The organism is Hamadaea sp. NPDC051192 (genome assembly GCF_040682475.1).
In the GTDB taxonomy this organism is placed as follows: domain Bacteria; phylum Actinomycetota; class Actinomycetes; order Mycobacteriales; family Micromonosporaceae; genus Hamadaea; species Hamadaea flava.
Map to the genome: position 1 here is coordinate 1 of NZ_JBFBAZ010000085.1, position 17,475 is coordinate 17,475.

Consider the following 17,475-nt stretch of genomic DNA (forward strand, 5'->3'; position numbering starts at 1 on the left):
GATCATGGAGTTTGCCCCCTCGACACGCCGCCGAGACCACAGTTAACTCCATGATCAACGCGAAGAAGTGGGGGGAGGGAGGGCGAGGGGAGGGGGGAGGGCGGGGGGAAAGGAACAGTTAGCGGATGCCGTGGCGGCGGAGGAGGGTGGCTAGGGCGGTGGTGGCGCGGGTGACCGCTTCGGCGACCCGGGCGACCTCGGCATCGGTCGCCAGCGGCGCCGGCATCGAGCAGCTGATCGCGTCGGTCGCCGGGATGCGATAGTCCACAGTGGCCGCTACGCAGGCGACGCCCAGGGTGCCCTGCTCTTGTTCGAGCGCCCAGCCGCGGTTGCGTACGCCGTCCAACTCCTCGTGCAGGCCGGCGCGTGAGGTGATGGTCCGTTCGGTGTAGCGCTCCAGGTGGGGCGGCAGGATCTTGTCGATCTCGTCCGTGGTGAGCTGGGCGAGCAGCGCCTGGCCGAGTGCGGTGAGGTGGGCGGGCAGTTTCCGGCCGACGCGGGAGACGACGTGCCTGCTCTCCCGGGCGTCGCGGCTGGCGAGGTAGAGCACGCTGCCGTCGTCGCGGCGGGCATAGTGGACGGTGTAGCCGATCTCGGCGCGCAGGTCTTCGAGTGCCGCGTACGCGAACGGCAAGGCCGGATCGCGATCCAGGTACGCCGTCCCGGACAGCAGTGCGTGCGGCCCGACGCCGAAGGCGCCGCCGGACTCGTCGGCCTCGACCCACTTCAGCTCGCGCAGGGTTCGGATGAGCGCGTGGAGGCTGGACCGGGGATAGCCCATCCGTTCCTGGAGCTGGGACAACGTGAGCTTGGTCGGCGAGGCGGCCAGCGTCTCGAGGATGTGGACGGTGCGCTCGGCCGACTTCACCGGGGAGAGTTCAGTACCCATGGTCACCAACCAGCTCGAAGGTATTGACCGTCACTGTACCGGAGGCTAACTTGTCGTTGCGTCACCGTCACATTTCAAGAAGCTGTCCACATATGTGAACGCACTGGATCAGGGATCTCGGCCGAATCTTGGGTCAAGATTCGACCCGGATCCGTGATCCAGTGCGAATCAGCGAGCCGGCGGGCAAGCCGAATCAGCGAGCCGGCAGGCGAGCCGAATCAGCGAGCCGGCAGGCGAGCCGAATCAGCGAGCCGGCAGGCAAGCACCGAGAGGGGCACCGTGCGACTTCAGGGTCTGCTCTCCTTTCCGCTCACCCCGTTCACCGCCGACGGCGCCGAGGTCGCGCTCGACGTCTTCGCCGAGCACGTCGAGGCGCAGATCGCGGCCGGACCCAGCGGCCTGTTCGTGGCCTGTGGGACCGGCGAGTTCACCGCGCTGAGCGTGGCCGAATACCGCGACGTGGTCGCGACGGCCGTCCGGGTGGCCCGGAATCGGGTGCCGGTCTTCGCCGGGGCGGGCGGGGGTCCGCAGCTCGCCCGCGAGTTCGCGGTCGTCGCGGCCGACCAGGGCGCGAACGGGCTGCTGCTCTTGCCGCCCTATCTGGTCGCCGCGCCGCCACGGGGTCTTGTGGAGCACGTACGCCTGGTCGCGGGCGCGACCGAGCTGCCGATCGCGGTGTATCAGCGGGCGAACGCGGTCCTCGATCCGGCCGCGGCGGTGGCGTTGCTCGACGTTCCGACCGTCGCGGGGATCAAAGACGGGCGCGGTGACGTCGACGCCATGCTCCGCCTGGTCACCGCGGTACGCACGAGCGGCCATCGCCGGGCGGCCGAGTTCGGCTTCCTGAACGGGTTGCCGACGGCGGAGCTGAGCGTCCGGGCGTACCGGGCGATCGGGGTGGACAGCTATTCCTCGGCGGTGTTGTGCTTCGCCCCGGAGATCGCGACCCGGTTCTGGCGTGCGGTCGAGGCGGACGACGAGGAGGCGATGAACGCCCTCCTGGCCACGTTCTATCTGCCGCTGGTCGCGTTGCGCGACAAGGTCCCCGGGTACGCCGTCGCCCTGGTGAAGGCGGGTGCGCGACTGCGCGGGCTCGACGTCGGCCCGGTGCGGCCGCCGCTGGTGGACCTGACGCCGGAGCACCTCGACGAGCTGGCCGCGATCCTCGCCGCCGGCCTCGACCTCGCCAAGACGCTCGACTCCGAGACAGCACGGGGATCGCACCAGTGAAAGTCAGCGAAGTTCGGACGGCGAGGGGATCGCTCCAGTGAAGATCAGGGAAGTACGGATCACTCCGATCGCGTTTCCCGATCCGCCGCTGCTCAACGCCGCGGGCGTACACCAGCCGTGGGCGCTGCGCACGATCGTCGAGGTCGACTGCGGTGACGGCCTGGTCGGCCTGGGTGAGACCTACGGCGACGCCCCGCACCTGAAGCTGATGCGGGCGGTCGCGCCGCATCTCGTCGGGCTCGACGTCTTCGCGACCACCAAGATCCAGCGTGCCCTTCAGGCGCTGGTGGGGGAGAGGGACGCCCCGGACCTGCACGGGCTGACGGGCCGGTCGAGTCCGGAGAAGACGGTCTCCCGCGTGTTCTCGCCGATCGAGGTCGCCTGCCTGGATCTCCAGGGGCAGGCGACCGGCCGGCCGGTGCACGACCTGCTGGGCGGAGCCGTCCGTGACGCGGTGCCCTTCTCCGCCTACCTCTTCTACAAGTACGCCGCCCACCCTGGCCAGGACGAGGATCCGTTCGGCGAGGCGCTGACGCCGGAGCAGATCGTGGCGCAGGCCGGGCGCATGATCCAGCAGTACGGGTTCGGTTCGATCAAGCTCAAGGGCGGCGTCTTCCCGCCGGACGAGGAGCTCGCGGCCGTCAAAGCTCTGCGTGAGGCGTTCCCCGATCATCCACTTCGGATCGATCCGAACGCGGTGTGGAGTGTGGAGACGTCGCAGCGCATCGCCGCCGAGGCGGACGGGTTGTTGGAGTACCTGGAGGACCCGACGCCGGGCCGCGCCGGGATGGCCGAGGTCGCGAAGTCGACGTCGATGCCGTTGGCGACCAACATGTGCGTGGTCGCCTTCGACCACCTGCCCGAGGCGATCGAGCTGGGCAGCGTCCAGGTGATCCTCTCCGACCATCACTACTGGGGCGGCCTGCGGCAGTCGGCCCGGCTCGCCGGGATCTGCCAGACCTGGGGGATCGGGCTGTCCATGCACTCCAACAGCCACCTCGGGATCAGCCTGGCCGCGATGACCCACCTCGGCGCGGCGGTCCCCGAACTCTCGTACGCGGCCGACACGCATACGCCGTGGCAGTTGGGGGTGGACGTGGTGGAGACGCCGCTGCGGTTCGTCGACGGGGCGGTGCCGGTGCCGACCGGTCCGGGGCTCGGCGTCACGCTCGACCGGGACGCGCTCGCGCGGATGCATGAGGACTACCTGCGCTGCGGAGTCACCGAACGCGACGACACCACTTATATGCGGCGGACGTTCGACCCCGAGTTCCGGAACACCAGCCCGCGATGGTGACGCCGAATCCGCGTCACGCGATCAGGCTGAGCGGTCACGCGTACCCGTGGGATTGCAACGGTGACCCGGCCTTCGCGGACCGGGTGCGTGACCACGGGCTGGAGTGGGTGACGCTGGCCGCGGCCTATCACTCGACGCGGGCCGCGACCCCCCTCCATCCCGGCCGTCAGCTGGTGGACGCGCATTCCGCGGCGCTGTACCGGCCGGTGCGCGACGTGTGGCGGCGGCTGCGGCCGATCGGCGCGAGCTGGCTGCCGGAGCCGGACCCGTTCGGCCAAGCCGCGCGGGGCTTGCGGCGAAAAGGGCTGAAGGTGAGCGCGTGGATCGTGCTCACCCACAACACCCGGCTGGGCCGCGAACACCCGGACGTCTCGGTGGTCAACTGTTTCGGCGAGCGGTACCCCTACGCGTTGTGCCCGGCCCACGAGGAGGTCCGCGACTATGCGGCCACGCTGGCGGCCGAGGCGCTGCACGACGTCGAGGTGGACGCGGTCTCGCTGGAGGCCTGCGGCCAGCTCGGCCTCGTCCACCTCAGCCAGCACGAGAAGACCGACGACGCCTGGACCCCGCTCGCGCAGCGGCTGCTGTCGGTCTGCTGCTGCGCGGCCTGCCGCTCCGCCTGGTCCGCGCGCGGTCTCGACGCCATCGAGGTGGTCGCGGCGTTGCGGGCCGCGGTCCGGTCCGGCGGCGACCTCACGCCCGAGACCTCCGCGCTGGTCCTGGCCGCGCGCCAGCAGGCGGCCGATCAGTTGCGCGCGGCCGTTTTGCAGCTTGTACGCGAAAAGCAGCCGACGGCCGAGGTGACCCTCCACGGACACCCGGATCCCTGGGCGACCGGGGCCTCGCCGGGACTCACCCCGACGGCGGCGGCCGACGTGGCGGCCGTGCTCGTGCCGTGCTGGCCGGTCGGGCCGGGAAGCTACGACCTCGTCGAGCGCGCCGCCGCGTTCGGTAGTGTGGACGCGTACCTGACGGTCCTCCCGCCGGCAGGTGCCGACGCCGTCGTCGCGCACGGGCAACGCCTGGTCGCGGCCGGGGCCGACCGGATCAGCCTGTACCACCTGGGGCTGGCCGCGGCCTGGCGGCAACCACTGTTCACGCAGCTCGTCGCTGCCCTCTCGGGAGGTCGCTCGTGAGTCTCGTCTTCCACGTCCCGTCCACCTCGCCCGGTACGCCGGCCCAGCGCCGGGAACTCCTGCACGCCTTGGCCACCGCCCTGGAGGCGGCCCGCGACGAGGTCGTCAAGGTCGCCGGGGCGGAGACCGGGCTGACCGACGCCCGGCTGAACGGGGAACTCGACCGGACCTCCGGCCAACTGCGGCTGCTCGGCGACTACGTGGCCGACGGACGTCATCAGTCCACCCGCGTCTCGCCCGGAGCCGGCCCCGGTGGCGTCGACATCCGGCAGATCGTCGTACCCATCGGGCCGGTCGCCGTGTTCGCCGCCTCCAACTTCCCGCTGGCCTTCGGCGTACTGGGGGGCGACACCGGCTCAGCCCTGGCGGCGGGCTGCCCCGTGCTGGTCAAGGCGCACCCGGCGCAGCCGCGTACGTCGGAACTGCTCGCCTCGATCGCCGCGCCCATCCTCGGGGGCGCCTTCGCGATCGTCCACGGCGGCGCCGACGTCTCCCTGGCGGTCGTACGCCATCCGGAGATCAAGGCGGTGGGCTTCACCGGCTCGCTGGTCGGCGGTCGGGCGCTGATGGACGAAGCCGCCGCCCGCCCCGACCCCATCCCCGTGTACGCCGAGATGGGCTCGATCAACCCGGTCTTCGTCCTGCCCGGGGCGGCCACCGACCTGGACCGCGCGGGCGCGCTGGCCGCCGCCGTCACCGGCTCGTCAGGTCAGCTCTGCACCAAGCCCGGCCTGGTCGTCGTCCCGTCGACCGCGACCCCGTTCGCCGAAGCGCTGGCGGAGGCCGTCGCGGAGACCCCGGTGCACCGAATGCTGACCGATGGGATGGCGGCCGCGCACGCGGACTGGATCGGCACCCTGCGTACGTCGGGTCTGGCCGTCTCGATCGGGACGGCGACGCCCGCCGCGGTCGCCACGATCGTGGACGCCGACTCATTGGGCGAATCATTGCTACTGGAGCATTTCGGGCCGTCCGTCGTGATCGTCCTCGCCGACGACTTCCCCGCGCTGGCCGCGACGCTGGACGGTCAGCTCACCGCCACCGTCCACGCCTCGCTCCCTGAGGACGCCGAAGACGCCCGGGACCTGCTGCCGGTGCTGGTGCAGAAGGCCGGCCGGGTCGTGTGGAACGGCGTACCCACCGGGGTGGCCGTGGTGGACGCGATGCTGCACGGCGGACCGTGGCCCGCGACCTCGGCCGCGTGGTCGACCTCGGTCGGGACGGCGGCCGTCGAGCGCTTCCAGCGCCCGGTGGCCCTCCAAGGCGTCCCCACCGACCTCCTCCCCTAACGCCCCCCTCCGCCCGCGTCGGCGGCCCCTCCGCCCGCGTCGGCGGCCCCTCCGCCCGCGTCGGCCCGTCCCGCCCGCGTCGGCGGCCGCCCCGTACGCGTTGATCATGGAGTTAACTGTTGCCTCGACGGCGTGTCGAGGGTGCAAACTCCATGATCAACGGGCTCGGCGGTCCGCGGGGTGCGGGGTGCGGGGTGCGGGCGGTCCGCGGGGTGCGGGGTGGGCGGGGGGCGGGGTGCGGGGTGCGGGCGGTCCGCATGTGAGCGACGGCAAGGGCCGGTCAGGCCGCCTTCTTGCGGGTGGTCTTCTTCGCGGGGGTGGCCTTCTTCGCCGCCGACTTCTTCGTGGCTGAGGTGGTGGCGGTCTTCTTCGAGGCCGCCGATTTCGAGGTGGTCGCCTTTTTCGCGGGCGCCTTCTTGGCGGTCGACTTGGCGGCGGGGGCGGTCTTCTTGGCAGCGGCCGGCGGCTTCTTCGCAGCCCGTCGGCCGCCACCGTCGCGGGCCGCCTCGACGGAGGCGGTCAGGACGGAGAGCAGATCGGTGGACTTCGTCGGCTTCTCGGCCGGCACCGCGATGGTCTCGCCGTTCAGCTTGGCCTCGACCAGCTCCTGAACCGCCTCGCGGTACTCGTCGGTGTGCTCGGTGGGATCGAAGTCGCCCGCCATGGACTCGACCAGGGCCAGGGCCATCTGCCGCTCCTGCGGCCGGATCTTGGCGTCCTTGCCGGCGAAGTCGAAGTCGGGCTCGCGTACCTCGTCTGGCCAGAGCATCATGCTCAGCACGAGCACGTCGTCGCGTACGCGGATGGCCGCCAGGTGTTCCTTCTGGCGCAGGGCGATCTTGGCGATCCCGACCCGATCGGCCCGGCCGAGCGCCTCCTTGATCAGCAGGTATGGCTTGAGCGCGGCCGCACCGTCCGGGGCCAGGTAGTACGCCTTGTCGAACAGGATGGGGTCGACCTGCTCGGACGGCACGAATTCGAGGACGTTGACCGTTTTGGCCGTCGCCACCGGTACCTCGTCGAGGTCGTGGTCGGTCAGGACGACCATCTCGCCGTCGACCTCGATGCCCTTGCCGATCTCGGCGTACGGGACCTCCTCGCCGTCGGCCGAGCAGACCCGCTTCATCTGGATCCGGCCGCCGTCGGCCGCGTGGACCTGGTGGAAGCGGAGGTTCTTCTCCTCGGTCGCGGTGTAGAGCTTCACCGGTACGCCGACCAGGCCGAGCGAGATCGACCCCTTCCAGAGCGCGCGCATGGTCGCCATGACCTCAGCGTGGCACGCCGAAATTTCCGGCAAGAGGGATTTGTCGGATCTCGTGCGGAGAGGGAAGATGGGAGAGCCGCCTGGGGGACTTGAACCCCCAACCTTCCGATTACAAGTCGGGTGCGCTACCAATTGCGCCAAGGCGGCGATGCCGGACATCGTACCCGGCCGGTCCACCCTGAGTAACCGCCCCGTCCGGCGTCAGCGTAACCGCCCGGTCCACCGCGAATCGGGCACGGTCCGCCCTGGAGGGCGTCGATCCCTCGGCCACCTGGTGTCCAGCAGATGATCGAGGACTTGGCAGGCGGCTCGAATGCGGTTACCTTGGCTGCCAGACCGGGTGTTCGTGTGCCCGGACCTTTTACTCGGATCGTCCGGCACGTTCCTGCCGGTGGAAGGAAGCACCCCTTATGGCTACGGTCTCTTACCGTAAGGCGTCCCGGATCTACCCGGGCAGCCAGAAGCCCGCCGTCGACTCGCTCGAGCTCGAGATCCAGGACGGCGAGTTCCTCGTCCTCGTCGGCCCGTCCGGCTGTGGCAAGTCCACCAGCCTCCGGATGCTGGCCGGTCTGGAAGACGTCGACTCCGGCGCGATCTACATCGACGACCGCGAGGTCACCAACCTCCCGCCCAAGGCCCGCGACATCGCGATGGTCTTCCAGAACTACGCGCTGTACCCGCACATGACGGTGTACGAGAACATGGCGTTCGCGCTCAAGCTGCGCAAGACCCCGAAGTCGGAGATCGACGTCCGGGTCAAGAAGGCCGCGCAGATGCTGCAGCTGGAGGACTACCTCAGCCGGAAGCCGAAGGCGCTCTCCGGTGGTCAGCGTCAGCGTGTCGCGATGGGCCGTGCCATCGTCCGGGAGCCGCAGGTCTTCCTCATGGACGAGCCGCTGTCGAACCTTGACGCCAAGCTCCGGGTGCAGACCCGTTCGCAGATCGCCGGTCTCCAGAAGGAACTCGGCATCACCACGGTCTACGTCACGCACGACCAGATCGAGGCCATGACCATGGGCCACCGGGTCGCGGTCATGCTCGACGGCGTGCTGCAGCAGGTCGCGAGCCCCCGTGAGCTCTACGACCGGCCGTCCAACGTCTTCGTCGCGGGCTTCATCGGCTCGCCGGCCATGAACATCAAGAAGGTCCAGCTCACCGACGCCGGCGCGGTCTTCGCGTCGCTGGTCCTGCCGCTGACCCGCGAGCAGGTCGAGGCGGCCCGCGCCGAGGGCGGCGACGGTGAGGTCATCGTGGGCTTCCGCCCCGAGGACTGCGACCTCGTCGGCGCCGGCGACGGCGGCATGCCCGTCGAGGTCGAGCTGGTCGAGGACCTGGGCGCCGAGGCGAACGTCTACGGCCACGCCCAGATCAACGGCGGTCTCGAGCGCTTCGTCGTGAAGACCGACCGGCGCAGCATGCCGGACATGGGCGAGACGGTCTACGTCAAGCCGCGCGTCGGCCAGCACCACGTCTTCAACGCCGCCACCGAGCAGCGCATCTGACGCAGAGCACACAGAACGGCCCCGGCGCTCGCGCCGGGGCCGTTCTTTTTCTGGCAGTGATCAGTCGAGCGGCAGCAGGCTCGCCACCGTGCCGACGAGCGGCAGGCTGCGCAGAATGCCCGAGGCGACCGGCAGCGAGCCGACGATGGGCAGGTCGCTCACGACCGGCAGCTGCGACAGCGTACGCCCGAGCGAGAGGCCCGGCAGCGAGCTGACGACGGGCAGGCCCGACTCGCCGCGCGACGGGAACTCCGCGTCCTCACCGGCGATCGGGCGGTCGGTCTCGGCGTGGCGCGCCGTGTGGGCCTGCGGAGCCGCGACGCGGGTGACCGCCGTCGGGGCAGAGGCCGGCCGGGCCGTGGTCATGCCGGGCGCCGGGAGGGCGCTCAACGGCTCTGCCTGCGTACCACCGAGAAGACCGCCGGTGACGCCGCCGAGCGGGTTACCGCCCAGGGAGCCCAGCGCGTCACCGCCGGTGACGCCGCCCAGGCCGCCCGTGAGCCCACCCAGGATGCCGCCGGAGTCGCCACCGGTGAGCCCGCCGAGTACGCCGCCCGTGCCGCCGCCGAGCAGGTCGCCCACCATCGGGAGGCTGCCGACGACCGGCAGGCCGGCGGAGCGGCCGTCGCTGAGCAGCCCCCGGCTCATGAGCTGGTTGACCACCGGGACGTTGTCGACACTGGGCAGGCCCTGCCCGTTGAGCACGGTGCCGACGACGGGCAGCTTCTGGGCCAGGTTGCCGACGACGATGATCTGGCCGAGCCCCGAGTCGCTGAGGATCGGGCCGACCAGCGGCAGACCGTCCACGACCGGGATGCTCTCCGGCGCGACCATCTTGACGTCGACGTTCGGGTTGTCGGCGAAGAACATCGACGGGTCGAGCCCGCCCAGGTCGTCGCCGAGCAGGGCGTCGTCGCCGACCGCCGAGTCGTCGCCGAGGTCCCAGTCCAGGTCGAACGGGCTCGGCGCCTGGGCGCCGTCCGGCCCGAGGTTGCTCGCGGCCTGCGCGATCATCATCGGGACGAGGTTCTGGCCGGCCTGGGTGAGCTGGTCGGCGATCGCCGGGTCGAGGTCGGCCGGGGTGCCGGTCGAGGTCTGCACGGCGGGGTCGTCGTCGCCCAGCGCGGCCGGGTCGAACTGCGCCGGGTCGAACTGGTTCGGGTCGAACTGCGCCGGGTCGAACTGCCCGGCGTCGAACTGGTTCGGGTCGACGGCCGGAGCCTGCCGGGCCGGCTGAGCCGCGGCGTCGCCGCCGGTCAGCCCGCCGGTGATGCCACCGAGCAGGTTGCCGCCGGTGAGCCCGCCGAGGATGCCGCCCGAGTCGCCGCCGCCGGTGAGCCCGCCGAGCAGGTTGCCGCCGCCGGCGGCGTCGCCACCGGTCAGGCCGCTGGTGAGGCCGCCACGGGTGAGCCCGTCGACGACGTTCAGCGGGCCGCTGGAGCCGGTGAGCCCGCCGAGGATGCCCCCGGCGCCCCCGCTACCGGTGAGGCCGTCGGTCAGGTTCGACAGCCCCGGCAGCCCCTCCGTCCGCTCGGGGAGCATCGCCACGGCCGGAACCGAGTCGGCCAGGCTGGGCAGGCGGCCGCCGAGGAAGACGTCCTGACGCTGCGGAAGGTGCGCGGTGACACCCGTGCGGCCGTCGTTCGTCCGCAGCTGCAGCGGGGCCTTCGCGTCCAGGCCGGCGTCGACGCCGTTGCCGGGCAGATCCACGGAGACTCCGAGATCCGACAGGCCGTTGGTCGGCGAGAAGATGTTGTTCAGGAGTCCGCGCATGGCCTGGGGGTCGGTCACGGGCGCTGCCGTGGCCTCGTGGGCGTGCGCAGCGGCGCCGCCGAGCAACCAGATACCGCTCGCGACGCCGACGGTGCCGACGGCGCGGAAGAGCCACTTGTTCATGTCCATCCATTCGTTGCTGACCGGTGCACCGAAGCACGTCCGTGTGCAGTCGTCCGACAAATTCAACGACCAACTCGGGCAAATCGTTCTGCACAGGCACGTAACACCCGATGAAGGGGGATGCTGCGAACCCCTACGATGCGGGCGTGGCCCCCTCAGCCTCCCTGCCCCCGTTCAGCCGGGGCGTACCGAGATGCTGGCCGCGTTGCGGCCGTCCGGGCGCGCCGGTGACGGCGACACCTTCGTCGTGTGCGGCGCGAACGCATTGACCTATCGGCTCGTGGAGGAGCTGAGTCAGCGCTAGGGCGCGCAGGTCACGGTGATGATGACGCCGGCGCAGAAGCGCTCCGGCCGCGACTTCTCCGACCTCGCGGGCGTACGCGTGGTGACCGCGGAGCGGTTGGACGACCGAGCCTTCGTCAGCGCCGGGATCCGTACCGCGGCCGGCTTGGCGCTGACCGAGCAGGACGACGTCGGCAACATCCACGCCGCGATGCGAGCCGAGGAGATCAACAGTCGCTTGCGGATCGTGATCCGGATGTTCAACCTGAGCCTCGGGCTGCGCGTACGCCAGCTCTTCCGGGACTGCGCGATCATCTCCGACTCCGCCATCGCCGCCCCGGCGTTCGTCCAGGCGGCACTCGGCGACGGTGCGCCGACCTACTTCCGGCTCTCCGGCCGTACGCTCTACGCCGCGTCCCGGGCGGACGTCGCCCCGAGCGACGTGATCTGCGATCTGTCGCAGACCGGCCCGGACGGGGCACCCGACGTACTGCCCGTCGTCGACCGGCCGGGCCCCACCGACGTCGTGCTCGCGGTGGCTCACGGGGAACGGCAGACCAACGGCCACGCCCGGGGCACGCCGCTGCGCAAGGCCCGGCCGTGGAGTCTCGGCCCGCTCGTGCGGAACCTGCGGCAGTCGGTCAGCCGATCGCTGCGGATCGCGTTGGCGGTGACCTTCGGTGTACTGCTGGCCGGTGGGGTGAGCCTGGTGATCAGCAGCGGCGAGGGCGTCTGGGCCGGGATCTATCAGACCCTGCTCACCGCGTTCTCCGGCGCCGACGCCAGCGAGGACATCGCGGTCCAGATCAGTCAGCTCGTCGTCACGGTCGCCGGGATGGCCCTCGTCCCGCTGCTCACCGCGACGGTGGTCGAGGGCCTGGTCAACACCCGGCTGGCGGTGTCCTCCGGGCGGTTGCTGACCCGCCGGGAGAACCACGTCGTCGTGGTCGGGCTGGGCAACGTGGGCACGCGGGTCATCCGATCGCTGCACGACTTGGGCGTACCGGTCGTCGCCATCGACAAGAACCCCGACGCGCGGGGCGTGGCGCTCGCCCGCGAGCTGGAGATTCCACTGATCATCGGGGACGCCAGCCGGGAGGAGACGCTCCGGACCGCCTCGATCACGACCTGCTCCGCGCTGGTCATCGTCTCGACCGACGACGTGGTCAATCTGGAGGCGGCGCTCGGCGGCCGCACGCTGCGGCCCGGGCTCAAGGTCGTGGTGCGCCTGTTCGACACCGACTTCGCCGAGCGGCTGCAACGGACCTTCAGCATCGGCACCTCCCGCAGCGTGTCCGCACTGGCGGCCCCGGCTTTCGCGGCCTCGCTGCTCGAACGGGAGGTGCTCGCCACCATCCCGATCGGCCGCCGGGTCCTGCTCGTCGCCGAGTTGCCGGTCGCGCCCGGGTCCCGGCTCGACGGCCGGGCCATCGGCGAGATCGGCTCAGCGGGCGAGGCCCGCGTGATCGCCCTCAGCGCGCTGGGCGAGCCCCGGCCGATCTGGTCGCCGGCCGCGGAACGCCGGCTGGAACCGCTCGACCGGCTCACGGTGATCGCGACCCGGGCCGGGCTGAGCCGGCTGCTGCGGCTCGCGGCGGCGCCGGACGACCCGATCGGTCACGCCGTCGCGGTGGCTCGCTGATAGATCAAGATCTTGCGGGTACGCCGCCAGAGGCGACGGACGCGGCGACGCGCGGGGAAGGTGATCAGCAGCAGCCCCAGCAGCACCAATCCGGCCGTACGCACGAGGCCGGCGGTGTCGACGGGCGGCCCGGACATCTGCCGCCAGGAGTTGAACCCGACTCCGGCGGCGAACACGTCGACGGTGGCTTGGCAGGCGGCGTACTCCGAACCGGCGGTGGTCTGCTCGCACTGCGTACGCAGGTCGGCGACCAGCCGGGCGTCGATCGCCGTACGCGCGTTCTCGCCGAGCGGCTCACCCCGGCGTTCGGCGTACCGGAGCAGGTCGTAGCCGAAGTCGTGGGCCTTGCAGGCGATGTCGAAGGCGAACGGGCGGCCCTGGCCGGGAACCGAGCAGGAGCCGTTCGGGTTGGTCGTGCGTACTTCCCCGTCGGCCAGCGTGGCGGTGATCGGGGTGTAGCCCATGACCGCGGCGAATCCGTCGGGCACCGCGGCCCGCCCGGTACGCATCAACGCGGTGACGGCGGCGGCCGCGGCCGGATCGCTCTTGCCGGTCGACGCGGGGGCGGGGGCGACGATGAGGATGGTGCTGAGCACGGCACCTAGGGCGGCGGCGAGCCAGAGCTTGCGTCGTCGCGTCACGAGGGTTCCTCGCCATCGTCGGTGGGGGGAACCCCCGGGGGTCGGTCCACTGCGTCCAGTCAGTGCGGATGGGGACCGCCCAAGGGATGAACGCGCAGGCCAGGCTACCGATCAGGGCTGTGGAATCCGGGGAGGCTGTGACATCTGTCACCCATCGTGTCGCCCGGCCGGGGTCGGCCGGACCGGGCTCGCGAATCCGGCGAATCCGGCCTACAACTCCGGCGAAACGGTCTCCTCGACGGGCTCGTCGTCCTCGCCGGCGTCGTAGCCGAGGATCGCCTGCTCGTCCGGACGGTGCACGAGGACGTCGTTGAGGAACGACTGGACCGCCGGGGCCAGGCCGACGTCGCGGCCCGCCTTCTCCGACAGGTGGAAGCGATGCTCGATGATCTGGACGAACAACTCCGGCGGCTCCAGCTTGCGCCGCAGCGCGGCGGGCACCGCCCGGACCACCGGCTCGAAGACCTCGGTGAGCCAGCGGTGGGCCGCCTGCGACTCGTCGGCGAGATCCGACTCGGCCCGGTACGCGTCGAGGTCGTTGAGCAGCCGCCGAGCCTGGTTCTCCTCGGCGTCCAGGCCGGTCAGGCGCAGCAGGCGGCGGGTGTGGTGGCCGGCGTCGACCACCTTCGGCCGGATGTGCACCTGGCTGTCGACCACCGACATCGAGACCTCTTCGACGTCGAAGCCCATCTCGTTGAGCCGGCGGATGCGGCGCTCCATGTTGCGCCGGGTGTCCTTCTCGACCTTCTCCTCGTGGGTCAGCTCGTGCCACAGCGTCTCGTAGCGCCGGACGACCTCGTCGGAGACCTGCTCGGGGTCGATCGCCTCGTGCAGCAGCCCGGCCGCCTGGAGGTCCAGCGACTCGCCGAAGATGTTGGTCCGGGCGATCTCCAGGTCCTCGTCCCGCTGGCCGTTGGACAGCCGCAGGTGCAATGCGCCGGTCTCCGCGTCGACCAGGTACGCCGCGAACGCCCCGGCGTCCCGGCGGAACAGCGTGTTCGACAGCGAGCAGTCGCCCCAGAAGAAGCCGAGCAGGTGCAGCCGGACGAGCAGGGCCGCCAGCGCGTCGAGCAGCCGGTTCATCGTCTCGGGGCGGAGCGTGTGTGAGAAGACGGCCCGGTACGGCAGGGAGAACTGGAGATGCCGGGTCACCAGCACCGGCTCCAGGTGCTCGCCGTCGGCCGCCACCCGGTCGGCCACGATGGCGACCGCCTCCACCGCCGGGGCGCCCAGCCGTTCGAGCGCCCGGAGCAGGTCGTACTCCCGTTCCGCGATGCGCTCGCGGGTCTCCTTGGCCGCGTACACGGTGCCGTCGAGGCGCACGAAACGCACGACATGCCGGGAGATGCCCTGGGGCAGCGCCACGAGGTGGTCCGACGGCCAATCCTCGAGCGGCGTGGGCCAGGGCAGCTCGAGCAGGGCCGGGTCGACTAGGGCCGAGGTGATCCGCACTCGACCATCCTCCTGGATCAGCGCACGCGTCGCGAGTAGATCGTGGCTCGTTGCACATCCCGTGAAGCCGGCCACCCTCAGGAGGCGATGAATGCGACGTACCCTGGCTCTCGCTCTGGGCCTCGCGGCCGTGCTGGCGGCGGGCACCGCGACCGCCGCGCACGTGCTGCGCCCGGACGACCAGCCCCAGCAGCAGATCTGGTCCAGCGGGGCGGAGGAGACCGGCAAGGTCGAGGCCGCGCGGACCACTCTCGGCTACGTGGGTACGCGTAAAGACGCGACCTTCCGCTATCCCGGGGCGGACTATGTGAAGGTCCACTTCACCCGGTTGGCGTTGCTGCCCGGCGACTATCTGACGGTCTCCCGGCCGGACGGCGGGGAGATCCAGCGATACGACGGAAAGCTGCTCGAAGGCGTCACCGACACCGTCAACGATCTTGTCGACGGGTCGGGCGGCAAGTGGGCGATGTCGATCACCGGTGACACCGCCGTCGTGCGCCTGCACCTGGCCGACGACGTCCTCGGGCTGCGGGGCAGCCTGGCGCAGCTCGGCGTGACGGTCGACAAGGTGGCCCGGGGCATGACCGCCACCGAGCGCGCGGCCAAGAAGGCCGACGACGACCGCAAGCGCGAACTCGCCCGCACCGGGCGGGAGGAGAGCGTCTGCGGCGGCGACGACAAGACCGACGCGGTCTGCTACAAGACCACCGATCCGGTCATGTACCAGCGCTCGAAGGCGGTCGCCCGGCTGCTGATCAAGGGCACCGAGCTGTGCACCGCCTGGCGGGTCGGCCCGGACAACCGGATGATCACCAATCACCACTGCTTCACCACCGACGCCGAGGCGGCCGACACCGAGGTGTGGTTCAACTACTCTTGCGCCCGCTGCGGCGGGTACGAGGTGTTCAAGCCGACCAAGGTGTGGGCCGCGCACGTCCTGTCCACCGACAAGCGCCTGGACTACACGCTGTTCACCGTGGACGACTTCGCCTCGGTCCAGCAGTACGGCTATCTCCAGTTCGACGTCCGTGCGCCGAACAAGGGCGAGCAGGTCTACATCCCGCAGAACCCGGCCGGCGAGCCGACCGCCATCGCCGCGTCGAGCGATGCCGACCGCCAGGGCAACTGCCAGATCGTCGATCCGGCGTACGACGGGTATGACACCGACACCGACGCGTCGTACTACTGCGACACCGAGGGCGGCTCGTCCGGATCACCGGTGATCTCCCGGGTCACGAACAAGGTGATCGCGCTGCACCACTTCGGCGGCTGCCCCAACTCGGGCGTACGCATCGACGAGATCTATCAGGCGATCGGGCGGCTGCTGTAGTTTGGGCGGATGATCTCCCCCCGGTGGCGTTCCTGGTGGTGGGACGGCCTGCTGCTGGCAGGGCTGGCCGTCACCACCTGGCTGGCCGCCACCGGGGTCACCGACCATCTCGACCTGGCGATCCGATCCTGGTGCATGGATCACGACCCGTCCGAGGCGCGACGCATCGCCGTCGCGCTGAACCACTTCGGCCAGGGCTGGGTGCTCACCTGGGTGCTCACGGGTGGGCTCACGCTCGCCGCCCTCCTGCGTACGTGGAAATTGCAGGTGGTGTTGCCGGGGGCGGCGGCGTACCTGCTCGCCGGGCTCGGGGCGGGTCCGCTGAAGATCTGGTCCGAACGGGACGCGCCCAGCTCGACGCAGTTTCCGCCGGACATCGCCGTCCAGTTCTTCAACGACGCCGCAGACTATGACCGGTCGTTCCCGTCCGGGCACCTCGTGAACACGTTCGTCTGGTGGCCGGCGATCGTGACGCTGCTGGCGATCGTGCTCGGTCGCGCGCTGCCCACCGGCGTACGCCGTTTCCTGCTGATCGCGCCGCCGATCATCGTCTTCGGGACGACGGTCTTCCTGTCGTACCACTGGCTCACCGACGACATCGCGGGCGTCTTCCTGGGCCTCTTCCTCGCCCGCCTGTACGCCCGCATCCCCTGGTCGCGAGTCGGCCTGTCCGTTCCCACCAGATCAGGGATCCACGTCGAATCTTGAGCCAAGATTCGACCCAGAACCCTGATCCAGCGCGAAACGAACCGGGGCGGAAGGTGGGGGCTAGCCCAGCAGCGCCAGGAAGTGCTGCACGGTGGCGGCCATCGCGGCGCGGGCGGGCTTGAGGTACTTCCGGGGGTCCACCAGTTTGGCGTCGCCGTCGAGGATCGGCCGGACCGCGCCGGTGAACGCGATGTTCAGCGCCGTCCCGATGTTGACCTTCGCCAGGCCGCCCGCGACCGCGCGGCGTAGCTCGTCGTCGCCGACGCCGGACGACCCGTGCAGGACGAGCGGCACCTCCACCGCCGTCCGCAGGGCCGCGATCAGGTCGTGGTCGAGGACGGCGTCGCGGCTGGTCATCGCGTGCGAGGAGCCGACGGCGACGGCGAGACCGTCCACACCCGTCTGCGCCACGTAGTCGGTCGCGTCGGCCGGCGACGTCCGCGCCCCCGGCGCGTGTGCCGACAGCGGCGCCTCGCCGTTCTTGCCGCCGACCTTGCCCAACTCCGACTCCACCCAGAGCCCGTGCGCGTGGCCGAATTCGGCGGCCGAGCGCGTCGCGGCGACGTTGTCGGCGTACGCCATGGTCGACGCGTCGAACATCACGCTGCTGAAACCGTGCTGCGGAGCCTGTTTGAGCAGCTCGACCGACTCGACGTGATCGAGGTGCAGCGCACACGGCACCGTCGCGTCCCGGGCGACCGCGAGCGTCGCGGCGGCGATCGGGCCGAGCCGGCCGTGGTGGAACTTCACGGCGTTCTCGCTGATCTGGAGGATCACCGGCCGGCCCGCGGCCTCAGCCCCGGCGACGATCGCCTCGGCGTGCTCCAGGGTGATCACGTTGAACGCGGCCACCCCGGTGCCGTTCGCCGCTGCTCCGGCCACCAACTCCGCAGTAGAGACGACGCTCATGCGATCAC

Annotated in this window: 14 protein-coding genes and 1 tRNA gene; 8 read left to right on the forward strand and 7 right to left on the reverse strand. The window is 71.0% G+C overall.

What is annotated here, in order from left to right; all coding sequences use genetic code 11:
- Positions 1–118: 118 nt before the first annotated feature.
- Positions 119–889 carry an IclR family transcriptional regulator gene (locus tag AB0M47_RS28435; protein WP_363419411.1) on the reverse strand — a complete coding sequence of 257 codons (771 nt, stop codon included), beginning with the start codon at positions 887–889 and terminating at the stop codon, positions 119–121.
- Between the two features lie 279 nt (positions 890–1,168).
- Here AB0M47_RS28435 and AB0M47_RS28440 point away from each other — a divergent pair, with 279 nt between their 5' ends.
- The 4 genes from AB0M47_RS28440 to AB0M47_RS28455 are packed head-to-tail and all read left to right on the forward strand — an operon-like array spanning position 1,169 to position 5,841.
- Positions 1,169–2,119: a 5-dehydro-4-deoxyglucarate dehydratase gene (locus AB0M47_RS28440; RefSeq protein ID WP_363419412.1), complete on the forward strand. Its 951-nt coding sequence runs from the start codon at positions 1,169–1,171 to the stop codon at positions 2,117–2,119.
- A gap of 37 nt (positions 2,120–2,156) precedes the next feature.
- Positions 2,157–3,416, forward strand: a complete 1,260-nt coding sequence (locus AB0M47_RS28445; protein WP_363419414.1) for a glucarate dehydratase family protein — start codon at positions 2,157–2,159, stop codon at positions 3,414–3,416.
- Positions 3,410–4,552, forward strand: coding sequence for a hypothetical protein (locus AB0M47_RS28450; RefSeq protein ID WP_363419416.1), 1,143 nt, complete (start codon positions 3,410–3,412; stop codon positions 4,550–4,552). The genes AB0M47_RS28445 and AB0M47_RS28450 overlap by 7 nt, the downstream gene beginning before the upstream one ends.
- Entirely contained in the window at positions 4,549–5,841 is a 1,293-nt protein-coding gene (locus AB0M47_RS28455; protein WP_363419418.1) for an aldehyde dehydrogenase family protein, read from the forward strand. The genes AB0M47_RS28450 and AB0M47_RS28455 overlap by 4 nt, the downstream gene beginning before the upstream one ends.
- Positions 5,842–6,121: 280 nt before the next feature.
- Here the strand turns inward: AB0M47_RS28455 and AB0M47_RS28460 are convergent, their stop codons facing one another.
- Both AB0M47_RS28460 and AB0M47_RS28465 read right to left on the reverse strand, forming a co-directional pair.
- Complete coding sequence (locus tag AB0M47_RS28460) at positions 6,122–7,105, reverse strand: Ku protein (protein WP_363419420.1); 984 nt, start codon at positions 7,103–7,105, stop codon at positions 6,122–6,124.
- A gap of 74 nt (positions 7,106–7,179) precedes the next feature.
- A tRNA-Thr gene (locus tag AB0M47_RS28465) sits at positions 7,180–7,252 on the reverse strand.
- Between the two features lie 263 nt (positions 7,253–7,515).
- Between AB0M47_RS28465 and ugpC the strand changes: the two genes are divergently transcribed.
- Entirely contained in the window at positions 7,516–8,607 is a 1,092-nt protein-coding gene (ugpC, locus tag AB0M47_RS28470) for a sn-glycerol-3-phosphate ABC transporter ATP-binding protein UgpC (RefSeq protein WP_363419422.1), read from the forward strand.
- Between the two features lie 60 nt (positions 8,608–8,667).
- Here ugpC and AB0M47_RS28475 read toward each other — a convergent pair whose 3' ends face one another.
- Entirely contained in the window at positions 8,668–10,503 is a 1,836-nt protein-coding gene (locus AB0M47_RS28475; RefSeq protein WP_363419424.1) for a hypothetical protein, read from the reverse strand.
- A 322-nt stretch (positions 10,504–10,825) separates the two neighbouring features.
- Between AB0M47_RS28475 and AB0M47_RS28480 the strand changes: the two genes are divergently transcribed.
- Positions 10,826–12,427 carry an NAD-binding protein gene (locus AB0M47_RS28480; protein ID WP_363419426.1) on the forward strand — a complete coding sequence of 534 codons (1,602 nt, stop codon included), beginning with the start codon at positions 10,826–10,828 and terminating at the stop codon, positions 12,425–12,427.
- On the opposite strand, the gene AB0M47_RS28485 is transcribed toward AB0M47_RS28480, so the two are convergent.
- Complete coding sequence (locus AB0M47_RS28485) at positions 12,403–13,068, reverse strand: phospholipase A2 (protein WP_363419428.1); 666 nt, start codon at positions 13,066–13,068, stop codon at positions 12,403–12,405. The genes AB0M47_RS28480 and AB0M47_RS28485 overlap by 25 nt on opposite strands.
- Before the next feature lie 210 nt (positions 13,069–13,278).
- Positions 13,279–14,520: a DUF4032 domain-containing protein gene (locus tag AB0M47_RS28490; protein WP_253758586.1), complete on the reverse strand. Its 1,242-nt coding sequence runs from the start codon at positions 14,518–14,520 to the stop codon at positions 13,279–13,281.
- A 91-nt stretch (positions 14,521–14,611) separates the two neighbouring features.
- Here AB0M47_RS28490 and AB0M47_RS28495 point away from each other — a divergent pair, with 91 nt between their 5' ends.
- Positions 14,612–15,850 carry a serine protease gene (locus tag AB0M47_RS28495; protein ID WP_363419430.1) on the forward strand — a complete coding sequence of 413 codons (1,239 nt, stop codon included), beginning with the start codon at positions 14,612–14,614 and terminating at the stop codon, positions 15,848–15,850.
- 9 nt (positions 15,851–15,859) lie between these two features.
- A complete protein-coding gene (locus AB0M47_RS28500) occupies positions 15,860–16,558 on the forward strand; it encodes a phosphatase PAP2 family protein (RefSeq protein WP_363419432.1) in 699 nt (232 codons plus the stop codon).
- Positions 16,559–16,618: 60 nt separating this feature from the next.
- Here the strand turns inward: AB0M47_RS28500 and AB0M47_RS28505 are convergent, their stop codons facing one another.
- On the reverse strand, positions 16,619–17,467 hold the full coding sequence (locus AB0M47_RS28505) for a class II fructose-bisphosphate aldolase (RefSeq protein ID WP_363419434.1): 849 nt from the start codon (positions 17,465–17,467) through the stop codon (positions 16,619–16,621).
- Positions 17,468–17,475: the final 8 nt, after the last annotated feature.